Source organism: Bradyrhizobium sp. ISRA464, assembly GCF_029910095.1.
In the GTDB taxonomy this organism is placed as follows: domain Bacteria; phylum Pseudomonadota; class Alphaproteobacteria; order Rhizobiales; family Xanthobacteraceae; genus Bradyrhizobium.
Window position 1 is genome coordinate 3897165 of record NZ_CP094526.1, and the last position, 23683, is coordinate 3920847.

A 23683-nucleotide genomic window follows, 5' to 3' on the forward strand; every position below is an offset into this window, starting at 1 on the left:
GAGGAGGCGACCACGATGAACCTGCAGGCGCAACCGGGCTCCGGGCAGAGCCAATACCGAATCCTGCGCGAGTCCGATCTGCGGGATTACCTCGCGGGCCTGCCCGCGATCGTCGCGCACCTCGGCGGAGCGCCGGCCGACTGGTCGATCAGCGAGGTCGGCGACGGCAATCTGAACCTCGTCTTCATCGTCAAGGGCACGAGCGGCGGCATCGCCGTCAAGCAGGCGCTGCCCTATGTGCGCCTGGTCGGCGAGAGCTGGCCGCTGCCGCTCTCGCGCGCCCACTACGAGCATCTGGCGCTGGTGCATCAGGCGCGGCTGGCGCCGAAGCTGGTGCCGTCGGTGCTGCACCATGACGGCCCGCTCGCGCTGACCGCAATGGAGCTGCTCGAGCCCCATATCATCATGCGCAAGGGGCTGATCGGTGCCACGCGCTACCCGCGCTTCGTCGAGGACATCTCGACCTTCCTGGCCCAGACGCTGTTCTTCTCGTCCGACCTTGCGCTCTCGGCCGCGGAGAAGAAGGAGGGAATCGCGGCGTTCGCCGGTAACCATGCGCTCTGCAAGATCACCGAGGATCTGATCTTCACCGATCCTTATCGCATCGCCGAGCAGAACCGCTGGACCGCGCCTTACCTCGATGCGACCGCGGCTGCCTTCCGCGAGGATTTCGAACTGCATGTCGCGATCTCAAGGCTCAAGCTGAAGTTCATGGCGAGCCCCGAGGCGCTGATCCATGGCGACCTGCACACCGGCTCGATCATGGTTACCGAGCGCGAGACTCGGGTGATCGACCCCGAATTCGCGTTCTACGGCCCGATGGGGTTCGATATCGGAGCCGTCATCGGCAATCTGATCATGGCCTATCTCGCCTCGGCAGGGCACGAGCGCACGCCCGGCGAGCGCGCCTCGTTCGAGGCCTGGCTGTTGGAGACGGTCGAGGGCGTCTGGACCGAGTTTGCTCGAAAATTTCTTGCGTTGTGGCGAACTGAGGCCAAGGGCGACGGCTATCCGGTGTCGCTGTTTTCCGGCGAGGCGGGCGCCGCGCGGCTGGAAGCGGAGCGGCAGGTCTACATGGCGCGGCTGTTGCAGGACACGGTTGGCTTCGCCGCCGCCAAGACCATCCGCCGCATTCTCGGCCTCGCGCACAACATCGATTTCGAGTGGATCGCGGACGAGGAGCAGCGCGCGATCTGCGAGGCGCGCAGCCTCAGGCTGGCACGCCGGATGATGCTGGAGGCGCCGTCCTTCACGACGATCGGGGCGGTGACCGGGGCGGCGCGCGAGGTCCGCAACTGGCAGCCGGAGTTTGTTCGATAGGAGGGAGCATGGGAATGCGATCGCTGCCGTTTCGGGCGGTGCGGCAAATTAACCCGACGGGCAAATGAGCACTTCCGCCGTCGAGGCTGGGCAAGAACTCGGCATTTTTTGGAGTTGATGTACGATTCGGCGCATGGCGAATCGGACGTTCAAGGCCGGCGACAGCCGGGAGCAACCCAGTCTTCTTCCTCCCCGGATTGAGGACTATGTCGGACAGCAGAATCCGGTGCGGGCGATCGACAGTTTCGTTGGCGCGCTCGACCTTTCAAAGCTCGGCTTCCGCCATGCGGATCGTGCCGCGGACGAAGTGGGGCAGCCGCCCTACGATCCGGCCGATCTGCTGAAGCTCTACCTTTACGGCTACATCAACCAGATCAGGTCGTCGCGGCGGTTGGAGCGGGAGGCCTGCCGCAATCTGGAGCTGATCTGGCTGTTGAAGAACATGAAGCCGGGCTATCGGACGATCGCCAACTTCCGCAAGGAGAACTGGGCGGCGCTCAAGGCCGCGAACCGCAGTTTCGTGCTGCTCCTGCGCGACCTCGGCCTGATCGGTGGGACCTTCGTTGCGATCGACGGGGCGCTATTCCATGGTAACGCCAGCAAGGGCAGCATCTTCACGCAAGGGAAGCTGGCCAAACAGATCGCCGCGTTGGACAAGGAGATCGAGGCTTATGGCAAGGCCCTTGAAGCCAACGATGCCGAGGAAGCCAAGCGATGTGCCGGTCCGGGAGATGGCAGCAAGGGCAGCGGCGATGTCGGCGAGAAGGTGAAGGAGCTGATGGCCCGGCGCGAGCGCGCGCAAGCCGACCTCAAGAACCTGGAGACAAGCGACAAGGGGCAACTCTCGAAGACCGATCCCGACGCAAGGCTTCTGAGCAAGGGCGACCAGACCATTGCGGGTTACAACGTGCAGAGCGTCGTTGACGACAAGCACACGCTCATCGTTGCCAGCGAGGTCGTCAACCGCAACGACGCGGGCCATCTTCATGAGATGGCAAAGGCGGCAAAAGAGGCCCTCGACGTCGAGACTCTGCAGGTGGCGGCCGATGCCGGCTATTCCACCAGCGAGGACCTGAAGGCCTGCGAGGATGACGGCATTGTTGCCTATGTGCCGCTGCACGAGGGCAATGGCAAGCTCAAGGAAGGCCGCCTCAGCCGCAAGGACTTCAGTTACGATGCGAACGCCGATGCCTACCGTTGCCCGGCCGGCGAGCTGCTGCGCCCGACGGAAGGGCGCTGGACGAACACGAGCGGCCGCATCGAGATCCGCTACCTGGCGCGCAAGGCGGCCTGCGCAGCATGTCCCCTGAGCGCGCGGTGTCTTGCCCCGAAGGCGCCTTACCGGAGCATCGCGCGCTGGGAACACGAGGACGTTCTCGAACGTCACCGCATGAGGATGCAAAGCGCCGAGGCTGCCACATTGATGCGCCGCCGTTCCGCCATCGTCGAGCACCCTTTCGGAACACTCAAATGCCGCGCCGGCTATCAGCACTTTCTCGTGCGCGGCTTCGACAAGGTCCGCGGCGAATGGAGCCTGATGGCGCTTTGCTACAACTTCACCCGCGTGCTCAGCATTCTCGGCTTCGACCGCTTCGTCGCGTACCTTGCAGAAAAGACGCGCATTGCCGGCGCAAACCTCCTTGCGGCCACTCTGCGCGCCATTCGGCTTGCTTTGCGGCCCTTCCGCGCCAAAATCTCGCTGTCGCTCGTCGTCAGTGCTTTCCGAGCCGCCCCAGCCCCTTAGTTGCCATTCTTGCCCAGTCTCGACGAGGCTGGGCAAGAACTCGGCATTTTTTGGAGTTGATGTACGATTCGGCGCATGGCGAATCGGACGTTCAAGGCCGGCGACAGCCGGGAGCAACCCAGTCTTCTTCCTCCCCGGATTGAGGACTATGTCGGACAGCAGAATCCGGTGCGGGCGATCGACAGTTTCGTTGGCGCGCTCGACCTTTCAAAGCTCGGCTTCCGCCATGCGGATCGTGCCGCGGACGAAGTGGGGCAGCCGCCCTACGATCCGGCCGATCTGCTGAAGCTCTACCTTTACGGCTACATCAACCAGATCAGGTCGTCGCGGCGGTTGGAGCGGGAGGCCTGCCGCAATCTGGAGCTGATCTGGCTGTTGAAGAACATGAAGCCGGGCTATCGGACGATCGCCAACTTCCGCAAGGAGAACTGGGCGGCGCTCAAGGCCGCGAACCGCAGTTTCGTGCTGCTCCTGCGCGACCTCGGCCTGATCGGTGGGACCTTCGTTGCGATCGACGGGGCGCTATTCCATGGTAACGCCAGCAAGGGCAGCATCTTCACGCAAGGGAAGCTGGCCAAACAGATCGCCGCGTTGGACAAGGAGATCGAGGCTTATGGCAAGGCCCTTGAAGCCAACGATGCCGAGGAAGCCAAGCGATGTGCCGGTCCGGGAGATGGCAGCAAGGGCAGCGGCGATGTCGGCGAGAAGGTGAAGGAGCTGATGGCCCGGCGCGAGCGCGCGCAAGCCGACCTCAAGAACCTGGAGACAAGCGACAAGGGGCAACTCTCGAAGACCGATCCCGACGCAAGGCTTCTGAGCAAGGGCGACCAGACCATTGCGGGTTACAACGTGCAGAGCGTCGTTGACGACAAGCACACGCTCATCGTTGCCAGCGAGGTCGTCAACCGCAACGACGCGGGCCATCTTCATGAGATGGCAAAGGCGGCAAAAGAGGCCCTCGACGTCGAGACTCTGCAGGTGGCGGCCGATGCCGGCTATTCCACCAGCGAGGACCTGAAGGCCTGCGAGGATGACGGCATTGTTGCCTATGTGCCGCTGCACGAGGGCAATGGCAAGCTCAAGGAAGGCCGCCTCAGCCGCAAGGACTTCAGTTACGATGCGAACGCCGATGCCTACCGTTGCCCGGCCGGCGAGCTGCTGCGCCCGACGGAAGGGCGCTGGACGAACACGAGCGGCCGCATCGAGATCCGCTACCTGGCGCGCAAGGCGGCCTGCGCAGCATGTCCCCTGAGCGCGCGGTGTCTTGCCCCGAAGGCGCCTTACCGGAGCATCGCGCGCTGGGAACACGAGGACGTTCTCGAACGTCACCGCATGAGGATGCAAAGCGCCGAGGCTGCCACATTGATGCGCCGCCGTTCCGCCATCGTCGAGCACCCTTTCGGAACACTCAAATGCCGCGCCGGCTATCAGCACTTTCTCGTGCGCGGCTTCGACAAGGTCCGCGGCGAATGGAGCCTGATGGCGCTTTGCTACAACTTCACCCGCGTGCTCAGCATTCTCGGCTTCGACCGCTTCGTCGCGTACCTTGCAGAAAAGACGCGCATTGCCGGCGCAAACCTCCTTGCGGCCACTCTGCGCGCCATTCGGCTTGCTTTGCGGCCCTTCCGCGCCAAAATCTCGCTGTCGCTCGTCGTCAGTGCTTTCCGAGCCGCCCCAGCCCCTTAGTCGCCATTCTTGCCCAGTCTCGACGGGCAAATCAGTGGCACGAATCCGCCCGTCTCACCCGCCTGAGGGGCGCTTCGCGATCGTCACGAGTGTTGGGTCGAGATGCGGTGGACGCCGATTGCGCAACTGACGAGTGCGCATGAGGCGGACGGTGAAGTCGTGTGGTTCCGACGCCCCAGTGGCAGGTGTCTCCTCGCTAAGCACGCGAACGCGTCTTTGCGAAGACGGTGACAAAAAAGCCAAGTCTCGCCGGGGAGAGCAGGTATAAGCCGTAACCCATCGCGCAGGGAAAGCCGGGATTGCTCCGGTTTCACCTGTGGTCCTACCTCCCGAGCTTTCCATTTGCTCGGGACCCATGGGTGCAATCGGCACCCGGCTTTCCCTGCGCCCTCTGTTCAAGAGAGGGCGAAAGATTGACGAAAACCTCGGACACATCGTGCCGCGAGAACGCAATGCCACATCTTAACGACGGTCATCGCCCGCAAAAGCGGGCGATCCAGTATCCCAGAGGCAGCAGTGATTGAATCGACAGGCCGCAGCGTACTGGATACCCCGCATGCGCGGGGTATGACGGCGGAGCGGAGCGACGGATTGCTTCCGTCTGCGCCGAGGCTTCGGCGGACAAGTCGTCGCTTCAGCGCAAAATTGCTTTGCAATTTTGTCGCGAGCTCCTCGCAATGACGGCGTGAGACATCGAGCGAGAGCAGTGCACAACCCATCACCATCAAGGCGAGCAGGTCTCGCAAGTGGCCTCAGCAATCTCACTCCGCCGCCTGCTCGCGCAGCCGCTGCGCGTAGACGTTGATGATCAGCGCGGCGAGCAGGATCAGGCCGCGGATCAGGATCTTCAGGAAGCTGTCGATATTGACGTGGTCGAGGCCGTTGTTGAGCACGCCGAGCACGAACAGGCCGACGATGGTGTTGCCGATGCCGCCGCGGCCGCCGAACAGGCTGGTGCCGCCGACCACCACGGCCGCGATGGAATCCAGGAGATAGGTATCGAACTCGTTCTGCTGGGCGCTGCCGAAATGCGCCACCCCGAGCATGCCGCCGATCCCCGAGCAGACCGCCGAGATCACCATCACGCTGCCGAGGATGAGCTTGACGTTGAGGCCGGAAAACTCCGCGGCCTCGCGATTGCCGCCGACCATATAGACGTAGCGGCCGAACCGCGTGTAGGTCAGCACCAGATGGCCGCCGAGCAGCATCACGGCGGCGACGATCACGATCCAGGGGATGCCGCCGATCGAGCCGGAGCCGAGCGTCGTGATCAGGTCCGGCACCTTGTAGGCGATCTGGCCGCGCACCAGCAGCGCGGAGACGCCGGCGGCGATCTGCATCATGGCGAGGGTCATGATGAAGGAGGGGATGCCGATCATGGTCAGTCCCAGCGCATTGACCACGCCGAGCAGCGCGCACAGCGCCAGCGCCAGCAGGATCGCGGCCCAGCCGGACATCGGCACATTGGCGATGTTGACGTAGGATTCCTGCAGCGTGAAGTAGGCAACCGCGATGCCGGTCACGTTGGCGATGCTGGCGATCGAGAGGTCGATCTCGGCGCACAGGATGACGAAGGTGAGGCCGACGGCGATGATGCCGGTGACCGACACTTGCGTGAGGATGTTGCCGACATTGTCGAGGGTCGCAAACGACGGGCTCGCGATGGCGAAGAAGGCACTGAGGAAAATGAGCGTCAGGAACGGCGCGATGTTGCGCATCTGCGAGCGCAGGAAGGGCGCCAGCCCGCGCGACCGCTTGTGATCCGCTCGCGCTGTCGCGCTGTCACTGCTTGCCATCATGTATCCCCATCAAGCCGCCTCCAGCAGGCGATCCTTGCTCACCGCCTCGCCGGCGAATTCACGCACCACCGCGCCGCGCTTCAGCACCAGGATCCGGTCGGCCAGCGACAGCACCGTTTCCGGTTCCGTCGACAGCACGATGATCGCGAGTCCCTTGGCGCGGAGGTCGCGGACGATGTTGATCACGTCGTTCTTGGCGCCGACATCCATGCCGCGGGTCGGCTCGCACAACACCAAAAGACGCGGAGGGTAGGTCAGCCATTTCGCCAGCGCCACCTTCTGCTGGTTGCCGCCGGAGAGCATGCCGAGGTCGAGGCCGACGACCGGCGGCCGGATCTGCAATTGCTCGACCTGCCGCTGCGCGATCGCGCGCTCCCGGACCGGCTTGAGCAGCAGGGCGGAGATTCGGTCGAGGATGCTGATCGAGACGTTCTTGTAGACCGGTTCCTGGTGGAACAGCATGGCGCGCCGGCTCTCGGGCACCAGCGCGATACCCGCACGCCTCGCCGCCGCGGTGCTGCGGAATGTCTTGGAGGAGCCGTCGACCGCCAGCGTTCCGCCGTCCGGCTTCAGCTTGCCGAACAGGATGCGCGACAGCTCCAGCTGCCCGCAACCCATGAAACCGTAGATCCCGAGCACCTCTCCGGCGCGGGCCTCGAACGAGACGTCCTGCAGGCTGCGGCCGAGCGAGAGCTGGTTGACCTTCAGGACCACCGAACCGTCGCCCGACTGTGGCAGCATGAGATCGTCGGTGTAGCTGTGCTCCAGCACTTCGCCGCCGCGGCCGATCATGGCCTCGATCAGAGCGCCCTTGGTGGTGGCGGCGGACGCAGTCTCCGCGATCTTCCGCCCGTTCCGGAACACGGTCACGGTGTCGGAGACACGCAGGATGTCTTCGATGAAATGCGAGATGAAGACGATGCTGGTGCCTTCGTCGCGCAGCTTGCGCAGCGTCGCAAACAGACGCTCGACCTCCGGCGGCGAGAGCGCCGAGGTCGGCTCGTCCAGGATGATGATGCGCGCGCCGGAGAACAGCACGCGGGCGATCTCGATCAGTTGCTGCAGGCCGATCGGCAGGTCGCCGAGCCTGCTCATCGGATCGACGTCGATGCCGAAGCGGGCGAGCTGCTCGCCGGCCTCGCGCGCCATCCGCCGCCACTGCACCAGCCCGAGCCGATTGGTCGGCTGGTTGCCGAGGAAGACGTTCTCGGCGACCGTCAGGTCGGGGGCGACACTGAGCTCCTGATGCACCATGCCGATGCCGGCCGCGTGCGCGTCGCGGGCCGAGCGGAAGCGGGTCTCCTTGCCATCAAGCATGAAGCGGCCGGAAAACTCCGGGTGCACGCCGGCGATGATCTTCATCAGCGTGCTTTTTCCTGCGCCGTTTTCGCCGACGAGACCATGGATCTCGCCGGCATAGAGCGAAAAGTCGACCCCACGAAGGGCTTCGACACCGCCGAAGGCCTTCGTGATCTGGTTCAACTCGAGGATCGGGGAGCGTCCCTGCGACATGAGGGCCGCTCAGATCAGGAAGTGATCCTCCATCCACTGCATGCCGGGGGCGTTGGCCTTGGTCACCACGGGGCCGTCGGTCACGACATTCTTCGGGATGCCCTTGCCGCTCTTCTCGCCGGCGACCACGGCGGCCACGCCCGCGATGATGGCGCCGCCATGGATGCGGCAGGACGGGTTGCGGACGGTCGCGTACATGCGGCCTTCGCTCACTGCCTGGATCGCCGGCGGCATGGCGTCGACGCCGCCGATCAGGATGTTGGTGCGGTTGTGCGCCTTCATGATGTTGTAGGCGGCGAGCGCCATGTCGTCATTGTGGAAGAAGGCTGCGTCGATCTGCGGGTACTTCGTCAGATAGGTCTCCCAGAGGCGGGCGGTCTTGGAGACGTCCCAGTCGGCGGGCTGGGTGTCCAGCACCTCGATGTTCGGAAATTGCTTCACCACCGAGTTGAAGCCCTTGGCGCGGCCCTGCGCGCCGGTGTGACCGAGCGCGCCCTGGGTCATGATGATCTTGCCCTTGCCGCCGATCGCGTTGCAGAGCGCCTGCGTCACCGACGCGCCCATGAACTCGTTGTCGGGAGCGAGGAAGAAGTGGACGTTGATCTGGTCGAGCGGCGCGATCAGCGTATCCATGTCGATCACGGGAATGCCGGCGTCGATCATCTTCTGTACGGGTTGGGTGAGGGTGCCGATGCCGAACGCCTGGATCGCGACGAAATCCCATTTCTGCGACGCCATATTGTCGATCGCGGCGCGTTGCTTGACGGCGTCAAGCTGGCCGTCAAACCATGTGACCTCGACGTTGAACAGCTTGCCCCAGAACTCGGCCGCCTTCTTGCCCTGCGCGCACCACGTCGCCTGCAGTCCCGCGTTGGAGAATGCGGCCTTCAGCGGCTTTTCCGAGCGGCCCATTTCGGCTGCGAGCGCGGGGTTGACGTTCATCCCGCCGAACAGCACTGCTGCCGCTCCGCCGGCTGCCGCCATTTGCAGAAGATCGCGTCGTGACGTCGGAGTTTTATCCATCCCTGGCATTGGTGTTTGCTCCCTCTTCATTTTTCTGGCCGTCGGCGTCAGTTGCACGCGCCGCGGATAAAGCGAGTGTGTCACAATCGGAACAGCTCCGCTACGCCCTCGCGGTGACGCGATGTTGCTAACCCGCGTGCTGCCGAACGACGGTCTCGAGGTCGTGCAGCAGCTTGTGCCACGCAGCATCGATGTCGCTCGACCATTGCTCGGCGAGAAGCTCGCGCAGGGTTGCGGCGATCACGCCGAAGAACCCGACGAACAGCTCGCGCGGCGTGCCGTAGGCGTCATGCGACGACACCTCGCATTCGATCAGCCGGAAATGTCCGGTGCGCTCGCCGGCAAAATCGAGGATGGCCTCGATCGTGAGCGACAGCATCGAGCCCTTCACCGGATCGCTGCCTTCGGTGCGAAACATCGCCTGCGCCTCGGGGTGTTCGCGGAACAGGCGGCGATAGACCAGCGGCGTGAGATCGTCGCAGCACGCGGCGGCGAGCTCGAAGCTATGCTCGATCGGATTTGTTGATGACGTCATTGCCGATTGCGATCATCACACAAAAAAAGAGCAGGGCTCCAAGCCCTGCTCCAAAAATTGTGTCGACCCTATTTGCCCCAAAAATGCGATTTGATCTTGATTGATGGGGTGACGCTGCTTATGCGCGTCGGGTTCCTCCCGAGACTTGGACCACCAAGACTAACCTTGCGGCTGGCCTAGGGCCGAATTGGTAGACCATCTTTCCAGGCTTGTCACCATTTTCGGCAACGATTGTTCAAATTTCGAGCATTTTGCGAAATGATTGAGATGGTGCTACTGCCGGTTGCAGTGCGGGCCCGAAAACGCGTGATGGGGTAAGGGGATACGGCAGGTGCGAAGCACCCCGGGGCGCAATCGTCATGGCTAGTCATTTCCTGCCGTTGGAATAGACGGCGGCCGACTATGGTCTCGACTTCCAGGGTTCCTGGTGGTTAGTTCCCTCCCGGATGGGTTTCGCGATGCGCCGGCGGCTGAAGAATTTTCTGCCCATAGTCCTGGTTGCCCTGCTGGTGCAGATTTTTGCACCGATCGGGGCCTGCTGGGCGGCGAGCCTTGCCGCGTCCGACCCGCTGGCCGCTGCCGGCATCTGCCATGTCGACCCGAGCTCAGGGGGCGGGCAGGGCGACCAGGCTGGTCAGCACGCCCATGACGGCTGTTGCGCGGTGTGCAGCGTGCTGCAGACCGGGGCTCCCATCGATACCCCGCAAGTATCCGCTTCGCCCGCCGAACGCGCGGCGAGCCAGGTCGCCTGGCACGATTTCGCGTCCGTGCTGGTTCGCTCTCGCATCGGTTCGCACGCGCAGGCGCGCGCGCCTCCATTTCTGTCCTGACGACGTTCTCGCGGCCGGTGCGTCTTGCGCGCCGGTGAAATGCCCTTGAGCAAACCGGCCAATGCGCCGGTGTCAGGATTCATACATGTTTCGTCATCATGCCCGCGGTGGCGCGGGCGTTGTCGCCGTCCAAGCGGCGCTGCTGGCGTCTGCTGAGCTGGCCCATGCGCAGAGCGGTGAGCAGAAGGTGCTCCCGGCTGTCACCGTCGAAGCGCCGCGCCCATCGCCACGGCAGGCCGCGCACAAGCCGGTCCATCGGGCGGCCGCCAGCCGGCCGCGGACGGCGCCTGCCGCGGCGGCGCAGCACAGGCCAATCGTGGTCGTCAATGCCGAGGGAGCAGGTGCCAACGCCTCGCTCAGGACCCCGCCCGCGGTCGAAAGGTTCCAGCTGCCGCAGAAGTCGTACAGCATCACGTCGAAGCAGATCGACGAGACCATCAATCTCAAGGACCCCGAGGACGCGGTCAAATACATGCCGAGCCTGTTCGTGCGCAAACGCAACGACGGCGACAACATGGCGGTGCTGGCGACCCGGAGCTGGGGCGTCAATTCGAGCGCGCGCACGCTGATCTATTACGACGATCTTCTGATCTCGGCGCTGATCGGCAACAACAACACCAACGCTTCGCCGAAGTGGAACCTGATCTCGCCGGAAGCAATCGGTCGGATCGACTTCCTCAATGGTCCGTTCGCGGCCGCCTATCCGGGCAACTCGATCGGCGGCGTGCTGCTGATCTCCTCGAAGATGCCCGACAAGCCCTTCGCCGTGGCCAAGGAGACGGTCTCGGTGATGCCGTGGAGCCAATACGGCACCAAGGACACCTACGCTACCAGCCAGACCAGCGCCGCGGCCGGAAACCGGGACGGCAAGGTATCCTGGCTGGTCAGCGCGAACTACCTCGACAGCTACCAGCAGCCACTGACCTACACGACGAGCTCAACGATCCCGGGGGGCACCACGCGCGCGTTTCCCGCGCTCAACAAGCAAGGCGTTGCGGCCAATGTGGTCGGGGCCGGCATCCTGGCGCACTCCCAGCAGACATCAGCCAATCTTCGTCTCGCCTATGACGTCACGCCGCTGGTGCAGGCGACCTATTCGCTCGGCATCTGGAACAACCACCAGGTCTCCGATCCCCAGACCTATTTGCGCTCGGCGGCCACCGGCGCACCGACCTTCGCCGGGATCTCGGGCTTCGCCACCGGCAAGTATATCTGGGACCAGACGCATATGAGCAACGCGGTCTCGCTCAAGAGCGACACCAAGGGCGTCTATGACTTCGACATCTCGGCTTCCAGCTACAACTATCTCCAGGACACGCAGCGAAATCCGTTCACGGTCGCTGCGACCGGCACGGGATTTTCGCCGAACGGCAAGATCACCCGGATGGACGGCACCAACTGGCAGAACGTCGACGCCAAGGGCATCTGGCGGTCCTTCGGCTTTGATGGACCGCACGAGATCAGCTTCGGCGTTCACGGCGATCGCTACGAGTTGGAAAATCCGGTTTACGCATCCACAGTATGGAATGCGACGTCATCGACCGGCACCGGAGCGCTCTATTCGACCGGCGTTGGCGAGACGCGCACCGGAGCGCTCTGGTTTCAGGACGCCTGGAAGCTGACACCGGCGCTCAAACTGACACTGGGCGGCCGATTGGAGAGCTGGCAGGCCCTCGGCGGCTTCAACGTCAACACGACGACAACGCGCTCCGGGGTCATCACGTCGATCACCGCGATCAATCAGCCGGGCCTCAGCTCGACCAACTTCTCGCCGAAGGCGTCGGTCTCGTTCGATCCGAACAAGGACTGGAACATCACCGCCAATTTTGGCGAGGCCTATCGCTACCCGACCGTGACCGAGCTCTACCAAAACGTCACGGTCGGCGGTGTCGCCACCTTTGCCAATCCTTTCCTCAAGCCGGAGCAGGATTTCACCGGCGAGCTGAACATCGAGCGCAAATGGGTCGACGGCCGGGTCCGCCTGACATTGTTCTCCGAGCGGACCAGCAACGCGATCGTCTCGCAGACCAATCTCGTGACCAATCCAGCCACGGGCGCGCAAACGCCGACCACGGTCGTCAGCAACGTCGAAGCCATCCAGATGCGGGGTGTCGAGCTCTCCGCCGAGAAGGACAATATGTTTGTCGCCGGGCTGCAGTTGTTCGGCAGCGTGACCTACGTCGATTCAAGGATCCTCGCCGACGCAAGCTGGGCCGGCATCAACCCGCTGACGAACCTGCCGACCACCGCCGTCGGCAAGCGCGTCCCTTACGTACCGGACTGGCGGGCAAGGTTCGGCATGACCTACCGGCCGAACGAAAGCTGGGCCTACACGGTCGCGGCGCGCTACAGCGGCAAGCAGTACTCGACGCTCGACAACACCGATATCATTCCCCACGTCTACGGCGCGTTCGACAACTTTTTCGTCGTCGACATGAAGACCCATTACAACGCGACCAAGAATTTCGCCTTCGATTTCGGGATCGATAACATCTTCAACGAGCAATATTTCCTGTTCCACCCATTTCCCGGCAGAACTTTTGTTCTGGCCGGGAAATACACCTTCTGAGCGGATTGCCAATCGGCAACAACAAAAGGAGCTCCATGATGAAACTAACACTGGCTGGACTTGCCGCGATCTTTGCTCTCGTGCTGGCCACGCCTGCGTCCGCCGGGGACGTCAAGGCCGGCGATCTCGTCATCTCGCAGGCTTGGGCGCGCGCCACCCCTAACGGTGCGAAGATCGGCGGCGGTTACCTGACGATCGAGAACAAGGGGACCACGCCCGATCGTCTGATCGGCGGCTCCGGCGCCATCGCGGGCAAGATGGAAATCCACGAGATGGCGATGAACAACGGCGTGATGAAGATGCGCCCGATCGACAAGGGCCTCACCATCGAACCCGGCAAGACGGTGAAGCTAGCGCCCGGCGGCTACCATCTGATGATGTTCGACCTGAAGAGCCCGCTGAAGCAGGGCGAAAAGGTACCGGTCACGCTCGAATTCGAAAAGGCCGGCAAGGTGACGGTCTCGCTGGATGTGCAGGCCGTCGGTGCGCAGGGTCCCGGCGGCGGTGATCACTCCGGGCATGGCGACCATTCCGATCACATGGACATGAAGAAGATGTGAGGGCGGAAATGAGACGTGCTCTTCTGGCGGGCGCCATCTCGGCGCTCGCGATGTCGCCCGCCCTTGCCCATATCACGCTCGAAGGAAAGCAGGCGGCGATCGGCTCGTACTACAAGGCGGTGTTCGCAGTGCCGCACGGCTGCGCCGGCTCGGCGACGACCAAGATCCGCGTCCAGATTCCGGACGGCGTGATCGCGGTGAAGCCGATGCCGAAGCCCGGCTGGAACGTCGAGTCCGTCAGCGGCAAGTATACGACCGAATATGATTATCACGGACGGAAGTTCTCCGAGGGCGTGAAGGAAGTCGCCTGGAGCGGCGGCAAGCTCGCGGACCAGAACTACGATGAGTTCGTGATGATGACGTTCCTCACCGACACCTTGAAGCCGAACACCACGCTTTATTTCCCCGTCGTCCAGGAATGCGAGCAGGGTGTCAGCCGCTGGATCGACATCCCGGCAGAAGGTCGGGGGAACGACCACGACTATGGCAGCAAGACTCCGGCACCCGGCGTCAAGCTGCTGCCGAAATCGTAACGCCATGCGGCTGGTCGCAAGGCTTGCTGCGCTGCTCCTGGCGGCGTATCTTGCGACCGCTGCCCATGCTCATGCGGTGCTGGTCGGCACCGAGCCGGCGGATGGCAGCGTGCTGGCGGCGGCGCCGAAGACGGTGGTGCTCCGCTTCAATGAGGCGGTGGCGCCGACCGCGGTCAGCCTGCTCGACGCCACAGGCAAGCCGCGCGACGTTGCGATCCAGGCCGTCGACCAATCCGTGCTGGTGACGCTGCCGGCTGACCTGCCGCAGGGTACGCAGGTGGTCAGCTATCGCGTGGTGTCGCAGGATGGTCATCCTGTCGCCGGCTCGCTGTTGTTCTCGATCGGTGTCGTGACCGGCTCGGCCGCGCCGTCAGGCGAGAGCGCGGTCGATCCGCTGATCTGGCTGGCGCGGATCGGCGTCTATCTCGGGCTGTTCGTCGGCGTCGGCGGCGCGTTCTTCGCCGCGTGGATCGCGCAGGCGCGTGCGGGCAGGGCGGTGATCCTGGGATCGCTCGGCGTCGGCCTTGTCAGCGCGATCGTCTCGCTCGGCCTTCAGGGCCTTGATCTGTTGAACCTGCCGCTCACGGGGCTCGCGACGCGCGGCCCGTGGACCAGCGCACTCGCCACCACCTTTGGTCCCTCGATGCTGGTTGCGATCGCCGCGATGCTGATCGCCGCGATCGGCTGGCGAAGTCCGTCGAGCGGAGCGGTGCGGATCGGAACCGTGGTCGCGATGATTGGCGTTGGCCTGACACTTGCTGCGAGCGGTCACGCGGCGACAGCGTCGCCGCAGTGGCTGACGCGGCCGGCGGTCTTCGTTCATGGCGTCGGCCTGGCCTATTGGGTCGGCGCCCTCGCGCCGATCGCGGCGATGGTGTGGCGGCGGAATGACGGCACGCTGCCGTGGACGCTCCGCCGCTTTTCCAACGTTGCGGTGCCGGTGGTCGGGGTGATCGCGCTGTCGGGGCTCGCGCTCGCGATCGTCCAGCTCGAGAGTTTTGGCGCGCTGATCGACACGCGATACGGCAACATCCTTGCGCTCAAGCTCGGACTGGTTCTGTTGCTGCTTGTGCTGGCGGCGCTGAACCGGTTCCTGTTCACGCCGGCCGTTGCGCACGATCCCCGCAAGACGAAGCCTCTGCTGCGATCGGTCATCGGAGAGTGCGTGCTCGCTCTCGCGATTTTCGCGCTGGTCGCGGGCTGGCGCTTCACGCCGCCGCCGCGCGCGCTCGCGATGTCGACCGATGTCCCGCTCGCGGTCCATATCCACGCCGATGCCGCCATGTTCCAGGTCCTGATCGGGCCCGGCAAGGTCGGACAGAACGACTTCGTATTGCAGCTGATGAATGACGATGCGAGCCCTCTTGTCACAAAGGAGGCGACGCTGACGCTGAGTCTGCCCGAGCGCGGCATCGAGCCGATGGAACGCAGCGCAGCTCTTGGACCCGATGGCTATTGGCACGTCCGCAAGGTGCCGTTGCCGTTCCCGGGCCGCTGGCACATGCAGATCGACGCTCTTGTGACCGACTTCAAGAAAGTGACGCTGGAAGACGATTTCGAGGTGAGGTAAAGGCGACCTCGGTATGACGGACTGCGTTTGGAGGACGCAATGCGCTCAAATGGCCGAAAATCGCCTGATTTGACGGGTTTTTCGCAATCGCTGGCCTTGTGTTTTCGTATCCGATCCGGTTTCACTGCAGCTCTTCCCACGCTTTCCTGATTCTCCGAGTAACCCCATGCGATTGTCGCGGTTTTTCCTGCCCATTCTGAAAGAGAACCCGAAAGAGGCGGAGATCGTCTCGCATCGGCTGATGCTGCGCGCGGGCATGATGCGGCAGGAGGCGGCCGGAATTTATGCCTGGCTGCCGCTCGGCTTCCGGGTGCTGAAGAAGATCGAGCAGATCGTCCGCGAGGAGCAGGATCGCGCCGGCGCGCTCGAGCTGTTGATGCCGACGCTGCAGCTTGCCGATCTCTGGCGGGAAAGCGGCCGCTACGACGCCTATGGTCCGGAGATGCTGCGCATCGTCGATCGCCACAAGCGCGAGCTGCTGTACGGGCCGACCAACGAGGAGATGATCACCGAGATCTTCCGCTCCTACGTCAAGTCGTACAAGAACCTGCCGCTCAACCTCTATCACATCCAGTGGAAGTTCCGCGACGAGCAGCGTCCGCGGTTCGGCGTGATGCGCGGCCGCGAGTTCCTGATGAAGGACGCGTATTCGTTCGACCTCGACGAGGCTGGCGCGCGCCGCTCCTACAACAAGATGTTCGTCGCCTACTTGCGCACCTTTGCGCGGATGGGCTTGAAGGCGATTCCGATGCGGGCCGAGACTGGTCCGATCGGCGGTGACCTCAGTCATGAATTCATCGTGCTCGCGGAGACCGGTGAGTCCGGCGTCTACATCAATCGCGACGTGCTCGACCTGCCGGTGCCGGGAGCGGACGTCGATTATGATGGCGATCTGACGCCGATCATCAAGCAATGGACCTCAGTCTACGCGGCAACGGAGGACGTGCACGATGCCGCGCGTTTCGAGCAGGAGGTGCCCGAAGCGAAGCGCTTGAACACCCGCGGCATCGAGGTCGGCCAGATCTTCTATTTCGGCACCAAATATTCCGACACCATGAAGGCGCTGGTGGCCGGTCCCGATGGCGTCGACATGCCGATCCACGGCGGCTCCTACGGCGTTGGCGTGTCGCGACTGGTCGGTGCAATCATCGAGGCCTGTCACGATGAAGCCGGCATCAAATGGCCCGAAGCGGTTGCGCCGTTCCGCGCTGCGATCCTCAACCTCAAGCAGGGCGATGCCGCTGTCGATGGCGCCTGCGAGCAGCTCTACCGCGATCTGACGGCGAACGGCGTCGACGTGCTGTACGACGACACCGATCAGCGCGCCGGCGCGAAATTCGCCGCGGCCGATCTGATCGGCATTCCCTGGCAGATCCTCGTCGGCCCCAAGGGCCTCGCGGACGGCAAGGTCGAGGTGAAGCGTCGCAGCGACGGTTCGCGCGAGAACATGAGCCCTGCCGACGTGGTCGCAAAACTCGCGGGTTAAAGTTTATTCACCTCGCTCGATCCCGCAGGGTAATCCGGCCACATTTGCCCCGAATCATGGGATTATCGACAGATGGATGAGACCATGAACGAGCCAGTCCGTACCCGGCCTTTTGCGCCATTCGAATGGCTTCTGTCCGGACGCTACCTGCGCGCACGCCGCAAGGAAGGGTTCATTTCAGTCATCGCTGGCTTTTCGTTTCTGGGCATCATGCTCGGCGTCGCCACGCTGATCGTCGTGATGGCGGTCATGAACGGCTTCCGCAAGGAACTGCTGGACAAGATTCTCGGTCTCAACGGGCACCTTCTGGTGCAGCCGCTGGAGTCGCCGCTGACCGACTGGAAGGACGTCGCCGACCGCATCAGCCAGGTTCCGGGTATCCGCCTGGCCGCGCCTGTTGTGGACGGGCAGGGGCTCGGCTCATCGCCATTCAACGCGGCCGGCGTCTTCATCCGTGGCATCCGCGCCGACGATCTCAACAACCTCACCTCGATCGCCAAGAACATCAAGCAGGGCTCGCTCGAAGGTTTTGACGAGGGGCAGGGAGTTGCGATCGGCCGCAGGCTCGCCGACCAGCTGTCGCTGCATGCCGGCGACAGCATCACGCTGGTTTCGCCGAAGGGCGCGGTGACGCCGATGGGCACCACGCCGCGCATCAAGCCCTACAAGATCACCGCAGTGTTCGAGATCGGCATGTCGGAATACGATTCGACCTTCGTGTTCATGCCGCTGGCCGAGGCGCAGGCCTATTTCAACCGCAACAACGACGTGTCGTCGATCGAGGTGTTCACCACCAACCCGGACAAGATCGACACCTACCGCAAGCTGGTGACCGAGGCCGCGGGACGGCCGGTGTTCCTGGTCGACTGGCGGCAACGCAACTCGACCTTCTTCAACGCGCTGCAGGTCGAGCGCAACGTGATGTTCCTGATCCTGACCATGATCGTGCTGGTCGCGGCGCTCAACATCGTCTCGGGCCTGATCATGCTTGTGAAGGACAAGGGGCAGGACATCGCGATCCTGCGCACCATGGGGGCCTCGCAAGGCTCGATCATGCGCATCTTCCTGATCACCGGCGCCTCGATCGGCGTGGTCGGTACGCTGACCGGCTTCCTCGTCGGCATGGTGATCTGCCTGAACATCGAGACGATCCGGCAGTTCCTGTCGTGGCTCACCAATACCGAGTTGTTCTCGCCTGAGCTCTATTTCCTCTCCAAGCTGCCCGCCGAGGTCGATTTCGGCGAAACGCTGGCCGTGGTGATCATGGCGCTGACGCTGTCTTTCCTGGCGACGCTCTACCCGTCGTGGCGCGCCGCGCGCCTCGATCCGGTCGATGCGCTCCGGTACGAGTGAGGGCGCATATGACGGAGGGGGCGGAAGAGGTACCGGTCATCTATCTCCACGAGATCAGGCGGGAGTACAAGCAGGGCGAAGCGACGCTGACGATCCTGAACGGCGCGAAGCTCGCGCTGTGGCCGGGCCAGTCGGTGGCGCTGGTCGCGCCGTCGGGATCGGGCAAATCGACCTTGCTGCATATCGCAGGCCTGCTGGAGAGCCCTGACGACGGTGAGGTCTATGTCGCGGGCACGCCGACCTCGCAATTATCCGATGTCGACCGCACCCAGATTCGCCGCACCGACATCGGCTTCGTCTATCAGTCGCACCGGCTGCTGCCAGAGTTCTCGGCGCTTGAGAACGTCATGTTGCCGCAAATGATCCGCGGCCTCAAACGCTCCGAGACCGTGAAGCGGGCGACCGAGATCCTGGGCTATCTCGGCCTCGGCGACCGCATCACGCACCGGCCGGCTGAACTGTCCGGCGGTGAGCAGCAGCGCGTGGCGATCGCGCGCGCGGTCGCGAATGCGCCGCGAGCGCTGCTTGCAGACGAGCCGACCGGCAATCTCGATCCGAGCACCGCCGATCACGTCTTCAACGCGCTGATGCAACTCGTGAAGGCGACTCGGGTCGCGATGCTTATCGCCACCCACAACATGGATCTGGCCGCACGGATGGACCGCCGGGTGTCATTGTCGAACGGACAGGTCGTCGAGCTCGATTAGCTCTTAATAGGCCGGCCGGCGCCGTTTGGCGGGCTCTCTCGGACGATCGGCGGAAAGTCCGACATAGTAGGGGTTGTTGAAGCACATCGCTGGAAGGCCGGAGGCCGCTGCCCGGCACTGCTCCATCGATGTGTAGCCACAGTTGGTATCTTCGCCACCCCATCGGTAGTTGGTTTTGCAGACCGGCGAGGTCGAATCGTATTTTTGGGCGCTCGCGGGCGCGCCTGCGACGACGGCTGCGACGAATAGCGCCAGAGTGAGGCTGCGCATCAGAAATCTCCTGCCGATCAGGCGTCCGCCATTCTCGCTGATCAAATTCGCGCGGAAGCAGGCCTTCCGGTGCTGGCCGGCGTCAAATCACGTTCCTGCGCCGCGATTGCGGACCGGCGTCAGTGGATGAAAAGCTCGAAGAAATTGCCCTCGCGGCGTTCGCGCGGCGGGACGTGGAGATAGGAGCGGGGGTCGTTGTCGCCGGCATAGAAGGGATTGGTGACGCAGTTCTGTCCGATTCCATCCGCGGTGGCCCGGCACTGCTGATACGACTCGTAAGCGCAGTTGCTGAGGCCGGGATATCGATCGCCCTGAATGCAGAAGGGGTAGCGGACGCCGACGGCATGCGCGGGAGTTCCAGTGAAGATTGCAAGCGCGCTGACCGACGCTGCCGCAAGAATCAGTCTGCGCATGGGTATTCCCTTGGTGCGATGACGTGAAGAATTGCGATGATCCAAACCGGACAAGCGGGTTCCCGTCAACACGGTCTCACGCGCAATTGCGCACGCAGATTTAAATTGTGAAAATTGTGCGGCAATCGTGTGTCGAAATGTTCAAGAAATGCCTGTAACGCAACGTTAACTTACAATTTGAGCGAAGTCGTTTCGGCCTGCCTGTTGCAGCGAAGTTACAGCAATTCTGCACGAGGCTGGTATGAGCATGTTCTGAGGCCTTGGGGGCCAGTAGAAAAAGTTGGAACGGGAAAAATGAAAAAGGTTTTGCTTGTTACGGCCAGCCTGATCGCGCTCGGCGCGGTTGCGCCGGCCTCCGCGGCTGATCTCGCGGCTCGGCCTTACACCAAGGCGCCGCCGATGATCGCCGCCGTCTATGACTGGACCGGTTTCTACATCGGTATCAACGGCGGTTGGGGCACCAGCCATAACAGCTGGACCAACACTGCGGTTGGTGGCGTTCCCTTCGCACCGCTTAGCGAAGGCAGCCATGACGCTTCCGGCGGCACGGTCGGTGGTCAGATCGGCTACCGCTGGCAGGCTGGCGGCTGGGTGTTCGGCCTCGAAGCGCAGGGCAACTGGGCTGACTTCAGCGGCTCGAACGCCAGCGCGGCCTTCGCACTCCTGGACAACCGCACCAAGATCGACGCGTTCGGCCTGTTCACCGGTCAGATCGGCTACGCCTGGAACACCACCCTGCTCTACGTGAAGGGCGGTGCTGCGGTGACCGACAGCAAGTATGAAGGTCTGACGGCCGGTGCGCTGGTCGACAGCGCGTCCGACACCCGTTGGGGCGGCACCGTCGGTGTCGGTCTCGAATACGCCTTCGCTCCGGGCTGGTCGGCTGCTGTCGAGTACGACCACCTGTTCATGGGCAAGAACAGCTACACGCTGGTCACCCCGACCGGCATCAACAGCCGCACCGACGACATCAAGCAGGATGTCGACCTCGTCACCGTTCGCCTGAACTACAAGTTCGGCGGCCCGGTCGTCGCGCGCTACTGATCGCTCGCTTAAACTCAAGCGGTATCGAAAGCCCCGGAGCATTCTCCGGGGCTTTTTTGTGTGTGCCGAGTATGAACGACAGCTTGGAGGTGGAAGTCCTCTATCCAGCCTGATGACGGCGAAGGATTAGCGAAGCGCAAGGGCGTGACCGCGAGGAGGCGTCTGAAGAAAGCGTGGAGCAAAACCGCGGCCTGATGGACAAGAACCGGATAACGAGGCCTACCCGGCCCGGACGAGCGAGCACGTGATCGCGAAGTCCATGGTCATCAAGGGTCGGGGTGGTAAATCCGGCGGGCGTGCGGCGAAGGCGGTTGGTCTTACCTCGGGAGGTCTGCGCTGTGTCCCGGCAACGGGACTGAGGCCGTCGCAAGGTGGCCTGACCGCAGCGCAGAAGTCAGCCGAGGGCATAGTAGGCGGCAGCGCGCCGCCGAAGGCCCGAACGGTGGAAGTGGTTAGTAGAGCGGTCCATCTCGCGCGAGCCATGCGGCAGAAGAATCAGATCGAGCTGAACTCGGGCACCGGAGCGGAGGGTGAAGCCCCGAGCGCCGCCGCCCGAGAGACCGAAGCAAGCGCGACGAAGGCTAGTCTTGAACGCCCGGCGGTCGCAGGGCCGTCGATGGAAGCAGTGGTCGAGCGTGAGAATCTGAAGAAAGCGTTGGCGGTAGTCAACATCATCGCCAAACACGGCATCCACGGCCGTCAGGTACGGCCTGTGGCCGTCGCTGGTGAGCTGCACGCGATTAGTCAGCCTGCTCCGCAGATCGCTCACAAACGAAAGAGCGGCGTCCATGTCGCGTGCGCCGAGCAACCAGCTAACGATTAGCTTGGTGGTCGGCATCAATGGCGGTCCAGGTCCAGACGTCGCCAGCGTTCGCCGGGGCGGCTGTCGCCTTCTGGCCGCAGGCCGCCCGATGCCTTCGGTATCTCCACCCGCCTCACCGGCTGTGGCTTGTAGGTGCCGTCAAGCAACTGGGCGCGGATCGTGAGCCAGTGCTCCTTCAGGTGGGTCGGCAGCTCGCCGACGGTCATCCCGTCGACGCCCGCCGCCCCCTTGTTGCGCTTCACTTGCCACCGTCGAAGGTGCCGTTCCGACCCGCCGCGCAATCTCGCGGGTCGGCATCCCGGCCGACTTCAATCTGATCACATCGCGCACATGGCGCATCGCAAACCTCTCCGTCGGCATCCAGGTCCCCTTCGCAAAGCCGAAAGGCAGGACCGTAGCGGAGCCAGAAGAGGCCTCGTCACCCCGGGGCGACATCATCCCGGAATGGTGGGCGAGATCATCTCGGAATGGTGGGCGACATCAAATCGGAACGGTGGGCGAGATCATTCCGGAATCCTGGGCGACATCGAGCGGAATCAGCACCACAGGACACTGACCGAGTGGCCCTTGCCGATAGCGTACTGCCGCACGACGAACTGATACTCAGGCTTGAAGTTCGCCAGCTCCCACTGCTCCAGCATGGCAACAAGGTCTTCCATCTCCCAAAGCTTGTCGGTGACCTTGGCAGCCATTGCCGGCGTCACCTTTAGGGTCTGATGGATGCGAACGAAGTTGTAATACATCGTATGCAGCGCAATCGCTGCCGCGTGGTTCTGGACCTTCTTTGAGAAGGCATTCGTCAATCGCGTGAACCGGCGCATGTGCATACGCATGGTGAGATTGCTGCGCTCAGCATAGGACGTGCTGATGTGCTTCTGCTCGGGGTTGCCGATCTTGGGCTTCTTCTCTGCACCAATGCACTTAGCCGGGCTGTAACGGGTCTCAGCCTGCGGGTCAGCGCCGTAAATCTTGACCAACATGGCGTGCCGGACAACACCAAGGTCGCGGTGATCAAAGCCTGCCTCTACGATCCGCAGATCAACCGCAGCTACGCCGACATGGCGGCGCATTACGGCACCGCCATTCTGCCGGCCAGGCCACGGCGGCCACGCGACAAGGCGAAGGTCGAGCAGGCGGTCCTCATGGTCGAGCGCTGGCTGCTTGGACGGCTGCGCCACCGGACCTTCCACAGCCTCGCCGAGGTCAACGCGGCGATCGCCGAGTTAATGACCCGGCTCAACGAGGAGCGACCGATCCGGCGGCTCGGCGTGACCCGCCGCAAGCTATTGGAGGAGATCGACCGGCCGGCACTCAAGGCCTTGCCGGAAAGCCCTTACGTGTTTGCCGAGTGGCGGATCTGCCGGGTCAGCATCGACTATCACGTCGAGGTCGAGGCGCATTACTACAGCGTCCCGCATCGCTTCGTCCGCGCCGAAGTTGAGGTACGCGTCACCGCCCGCACCGTCGAGATTTTCCACAAGGGTGAGCGGATCGCCGCGCATCAGCGCATGAGCGGCAACCACAAGCACACGACCGTGCCGGAGCACATGGCCTCCAGTCATCGGCGCTACGCCGGCTGGACCATCGAGCGCATCCGCAAGGAGGCCGCCATCATCGGACCGGCCACCGCGGCGCTGTGCGATCTGATCCTCGATGAGCGTTCGCATCCGGAACAGGGCTTCCGCGCTTGCCTCGGCATCATCCGGCTCGCCCGATCCTACGGGCAACAGCGGCTCGATGCCGCCGCCATGCGGGCGATCGATATCGGCGCGCGCACTTACGGTTCGGTCAAATCGATCCTCGCCAACAACCTTGATCGGCGTCCTTCACCCAAGCGCTCCGCGGACGACGCGCCGATCCTTCATCCCAACATCCGCGGGCCGCGCTACTACAACTAGGGAGATCA

The 23683-nt window shown here is 63.5% G+C and carries 19 protein-coding genes and 3 pseudogenes; 13 read left to right on the forward strand and 9 right to left on the reverse strand.

Going from position 1 to position 23683, the window contains the following annotated elements; genetic code table 11:
- The first annotated feature begins 15 nt into the window (after positions 1-15).
- The 3 genes from mtnK to MTX19_RS18360 all read left to right on the forward strand — a co-directional run bounded on the left by mtnK (position 16) and on the right by MTX19_RS18360 (position 4750).
- Positions 16-1320, forward strand: a complete 1305-nt coding sequence (mtnK, locus tag MTX19_RS18350) for an S-methyl-5-thioribose kinase (protein WP_280978708.1) — start codon at positions 16-18, stop codon at positions 1318-1320.
- Between the two features lie 133 nt (positions 1321-1453).
- Positions 1454-3064, forward strand: a complete 1611-nt coding sequence (locus MTX19_RS18355; RefSeq protein WP_280978673.1) for an IS1182 family transposase — start codon at positions 1454-1456, stop codon at positions 3062-3064.
- Between the two features lie 75 nt (positions 3065-3139).
- Positions 3140-4750 carry an IS1182 family transposase gene (locus tag MTX19_RS18360; RefSeq protein WP_280978673.1) on the forward strand — a complete coding sequence of 537 codons (1611 nt, stop codon included), beginning with the start codon at positions 3140-3142 and terminating at the stop codon, positions 4748-4750.
- A gap of 761 nt (positions 4751-5511) precedes the next feature.
- On the opposite strand, the gene MTX19_RS18365 is transcribed toward MTX19_RS18360, so the two are convergent.
- The 4 genes from MTX19_RS18365 to MTX19_RS18380 form a co-directional block, all read right to left on the reverse strand.
- Positions 5512-6546, reverse strand: a complete 1035-nt coding sequence (locus MTX19_RS18365; RefSeq protein ID WP_280978711.1) for an ABC transporter permease — start codon at positions 6544-6546, stop codon at positions 5512-5514.
- Between the two features lie 12 nt (positions 6547-6558).
- Positions 6559-8061 (reverse strand): sugar ABC transporter ATP-binding protein, encoded by a 1503-nt coding sequence (locus MTX19_RS18370; RefSeq protein ID WP_280978712.1) that lies wholly within the window; start codon positions 8059-8061, stop codon positions 6559-6561.
- A gap of 9 nt (positions 8062-8070) precedes the next feature.
- Positions 8071-9084 (reverse strand): sugar ABC transporter substrate-binding protein, encoded by a 1014-nt coding sequence (locus MTX19_RS18375; RefSeq protein WP_280978713.1) that lies wholly within the window; start codon positions 9082-9084, stop codon positions 8071-8073.
- 127 nt (positions 9085-9211) lie between these two features.
- The gene (locus MTX19_RS18380) at positions 9212-9619 is read right to left on the reverse strand and encodes a globin (RefSeq protein WP_280978714.1); all 408 of its coding nucleotides are present in this window, start codon (positions 9617-9619) and stop codon (positions 9212-9214) included.
- 446 nt (positions 9620-10065) lie between these two features.
- Between MTX19_RS18380 and MTX19_RS18385 the strand changes: the two genes are divergently transcribed.
- From MTX19_RS18385 to MTX19_RS18420, 8 genes are all read left to right on the forward strand, one after another.
- On the forward strand, positions 10066-10449 hold the full coding sequence (locus tag MTX19_RS18385; RefSeq protein WP_280986090.1) for a DUF2946 family protein: 384 nt from the start codon (positions 10066-10068) through the stop codon (positions 10447-10449).
- An 85-nt stretch (positions 10450-10534) separates the two neighbouring features.
- Complete coding sequence (locus MTX19_RS18390; RefSeq protein ID WP_280986091.1) at positions 10535-13018, forward strand: TonB-dependent receptor; 2484 nt, start codon at positions 10535-10537, stop codon at positions 13016-13018.
- 35 nt (positions 13019-13053) lie between these two features.
- Positions 13054-13578, forward strand: a complete 525-nt coding sequence (locus tag MTX19_RS18395) for a copper chaperone PCu(A)C (RefSeq protein ID WP_280978717.1) — start codon at positions 13054-13056, stop codon at positions 13576-13578.
- Between the two features lie 8 nt (positions 13579-13586).
- Entirely contained in the window at positions 13587-14111 is a 525-nt protein-coding gene (locus MTX19_RS18400) for a DUF1775 domain-containing protein (protein WP_280978718.1), read from the forward strand.
- A 4-nt stretch (positions 14112-14115) separates the two neighbouring features.
- Positions 14116-15681: a CopD family protein gene (locus MTX19_RS18405; protein WP_280978719.1), complete on the forward strand. Its 1566-nt coding sequence runs from the start codon at positions 14116-14118 to the stop codon at positions 15679-15681.
- A 166-nt stretch (positions 15682-15847) separates the two neighbouring features.
- Positions 15848-17167: a proline--tRNA ligase gene (gene proS / locus MTX19_RS18410; protein WP_280978720.1), complete on the forward strand. Its 1320-nt coding sequence runs from the start codon at positions 15848-15850 to the stop codon at positions 17165-17167.
- A 72-nt stretch (positions 17168-17239) separates the two neighbouring features.
- Positions 17240-18520: a lipoprotein-releasing ABC transporter permease subunit gene (locus tag MTX19_RS18415; RefSeq protein WP_280978721.1), complete on the forward strand. Its 1281-nt coding sequence runs from the start codon at positions 17240-17242 to the stop codon at positions 18518-18520.
- 8 nt (positions 18521-18528) lie between these two features.
- Complete coding sequence (locus MTX19_RS18420; protein ID WP_280986092.1) at positions 18529-19227, forward strand: ABC transporter ATP-binding protein; 699 nt, start codon at positions 18529-18531, stop codon at positions 19225-19227.
- 3 nt (positions 19228-19230) lie between these two features.
- Here MTX19_RS18420 and MTX19_RS18425 read toward each other — a convergent pair whose 3' ends face one another.
- Both MTX19_RS18425 and MTX19_RS18430 read right to left on the reverse strand, forming a co-directional pair.
- On the reverse strand, positions 19231-19497 hold the full coding sequence (locus MTX19_RS18425; RefSeq protein WP_280978722.1) for a DUF3551 domain-containing protein: 267 nt from the start codon (positions 19495-19497) through the stop codon (positions 19231-19233).
- A gap of 119 nt (positions 19498-19616) precedes the next feature.
- Positions 19617-19910: a DUF3551 domain-containing protein gene (locus MTX19_RS18430; protein ID WP_280977780.1), complete on the reverse strand. Its 294-nt coding sequence runs from the start codon at positions 19908-19910 to the stop codon at positions 19617-19619.
- 294 nt (positions 19911-20204) lie between these two features.
- Between MTX19_RS18430 and MTX19_RS18435 the strand changes: the two genes are divergently transcribed.
- Positions 20205-20954 (forward strand): outer membrane beta-barrel protein, encoded by a 750-nt coding sequence (locus tag MTX19_RS18435; protein WP_280978723.1) that lies wholly within the window; start codon positions 20205-20207, stop codon positions 20952-20954.
- A 661-nt stretch (positions 20955-21615) separates the two neighbouring features.
- Here the strand turns inward: MTX19_RS18435 and MTX19_RS18440 are convergent.
- From MTX19_RS18440 to MTX19_RS18450, 3 genes and pseudogenes are all read right to left on the reverse strand, one after another.
- Positions 21616-21838, reverse strand: a pseudogene (locus tag MTX19_RS18440) (DDE-type integrase/transposase/recombinase); the annotation flags it as partial.
- Positions 21792-22019, reverse strand: coding sequence for a hypothetical protein (locus MTX19_RS18445; protein WP_280978724.1), 228 nt, complete (start codon positions 22017-22019; stop codon positions 21792-21794). The pseudogene MTX19_RS18440 and the gene MTX19_RS18445, both read right to left, overlap by 47 nt.
- 294 nt (positions 22020-22313) lie before the next feature.
- A pseudogene (locus MTX19_RS18450) lies at positions 22314-22763 on the reverse strand (hypothetical protein); the annotation flags it as partial.
- On the opposite strand from MTX19_RS18450, the pseudogene MTX19_RS18455 reads away from it, so the two are divergent.
- Positions 22761-23675, forward strand: a pseudogene (locus tag MTX19_RS18455) (IS21 family transposase); the annotation flags it as partial. The pseudogenes MTX19_RS18450 and MTX19_RS18455 sit on opposite strands and share 3 nt — an antisense overlap.
- Positions 23676-23683 lie beyond the last annotated feature (8 nt).

Coding starts and splice junctions, on each gene's coding strand:
- mtnK (WP_280978708.1), top strand. CDS start 16: ATGAACCTGCAGGCGCAACCGGGCTCCGGGCAGAGCCAATACCGAATC.
- MTX19_RS18405 (WP_280978719.1), top strand. CDS start 14,116: ATGCGGCTGGTCGCAAGGCTTGCTGCGCTGCTCCTGGCGGCGTATCTT.
- MTX19_RS18355 (WP_280978673.1), top strand. CDS start 1,454: ATGGCGAATCGGACGTTCAAGGCCGGCGACAGCCGGGAGCAACCCAGT.
- MTX19_RS18380 (WP_280978714.1), bottom strand. CDS start 9,619: ATGACGTCATCAACAAATCCGATCGAGCATAGCTTCGAGCTCGCCGCC.
- MTX19_RS18415 (WP_280978721.1), top strand. CDS start 17,240: ATGGATGAGACCATGAACGAGCCAGTCCGTACCCGGCCTTTTGCGCCA.
- MTX19_RS18420 (WP_280986092.1), top strand. CDS start 18,529: ATGACGGAGGGGGCGGAAGAGGTACCGGTCATCTATCTCCACGAGATC.
- MTX19_RS18430 (WP_280977780.1), bottom strand. CDS start 19,910: ATGCGCAGACTGATTCTTGCGGCAGCGTCGGTCAGCGCGCTTGCAATC.
- MTX19_RS18385 (WP_280986090.1), top strand. CDS start 10,066: ATGGGTTTCGCGATGCGCCGGCGGCTGAAGAATTTTCTGCCCATAGTC.
- MTX19_RS18370 (WP_280978712.1), bottom strand. CDS start 8,061: ATGTCGCAGGGACGCTCCCCGATCCTCGAGTTGAACCAGATCACGAAG.
- MTX19_RS18435 (WP_280978723.1), top strand. CDS start 20,205: ATGAAAAAGGTTTTGCTTGTTACGGCCAGCCTGATCGCGCTCGGCGCG.
- MTX19_RS18375 (WP_280978713.1), bottom strand. CDS start 9,084: ATGGATAAAACTCCGACGTCACGACGCGATCTTCTGCAAATGGCGGCA.
- MTX19_RS18425 (WP_280978722.1), bottom strand. CDS start 19,497: ATGCGCAGCCTCACTCTGGCGCTATTCGTCGCAGCCGTCGTCGCAGGC.
- proS (WP_280978720.1), top strand. CDS start 15,848: ATGCGATTGTCGCGGTTTTTCCTGCCCATTCTGAAAGAGAACCCGAAA.
- MTX19_RS18390 (WP_280986091.1), top strand. CDS start 10,535: ATGTTTCGTCATCATGCCCGCGGTGGCGCGGGCGTTGTCGCCGTCCAA.
- MTX19_RS18365 (WP_280978711.1), bottom strand. CDS start 6,546: ATGGCAAGCAGTGACAGCGCGACAGCGCGAGCGGATCACAAGCGGTCG.
- MTX19_RS18395 (WP_280978717.1), top strand. CDS start 13,054: ATGATGAAACTAACACTGGCTGGACTTGCCGCGATCTTTGCTCTCGTG.
- MTX19_RS18360 (WP_280978673.1), top strand. CDS start 3,140: ATGGCGAATCGGACGTTCAAGGCCGGCGACAGCCGGGAGCAACCCAGT.
- MTX19_RS18400 (WP_280978718.1), top strand. CDS start 13,587: ATGAGACGTGCTCTTCTGGCGGGCGCCATCTCGGCGCTCGCGATGTCG.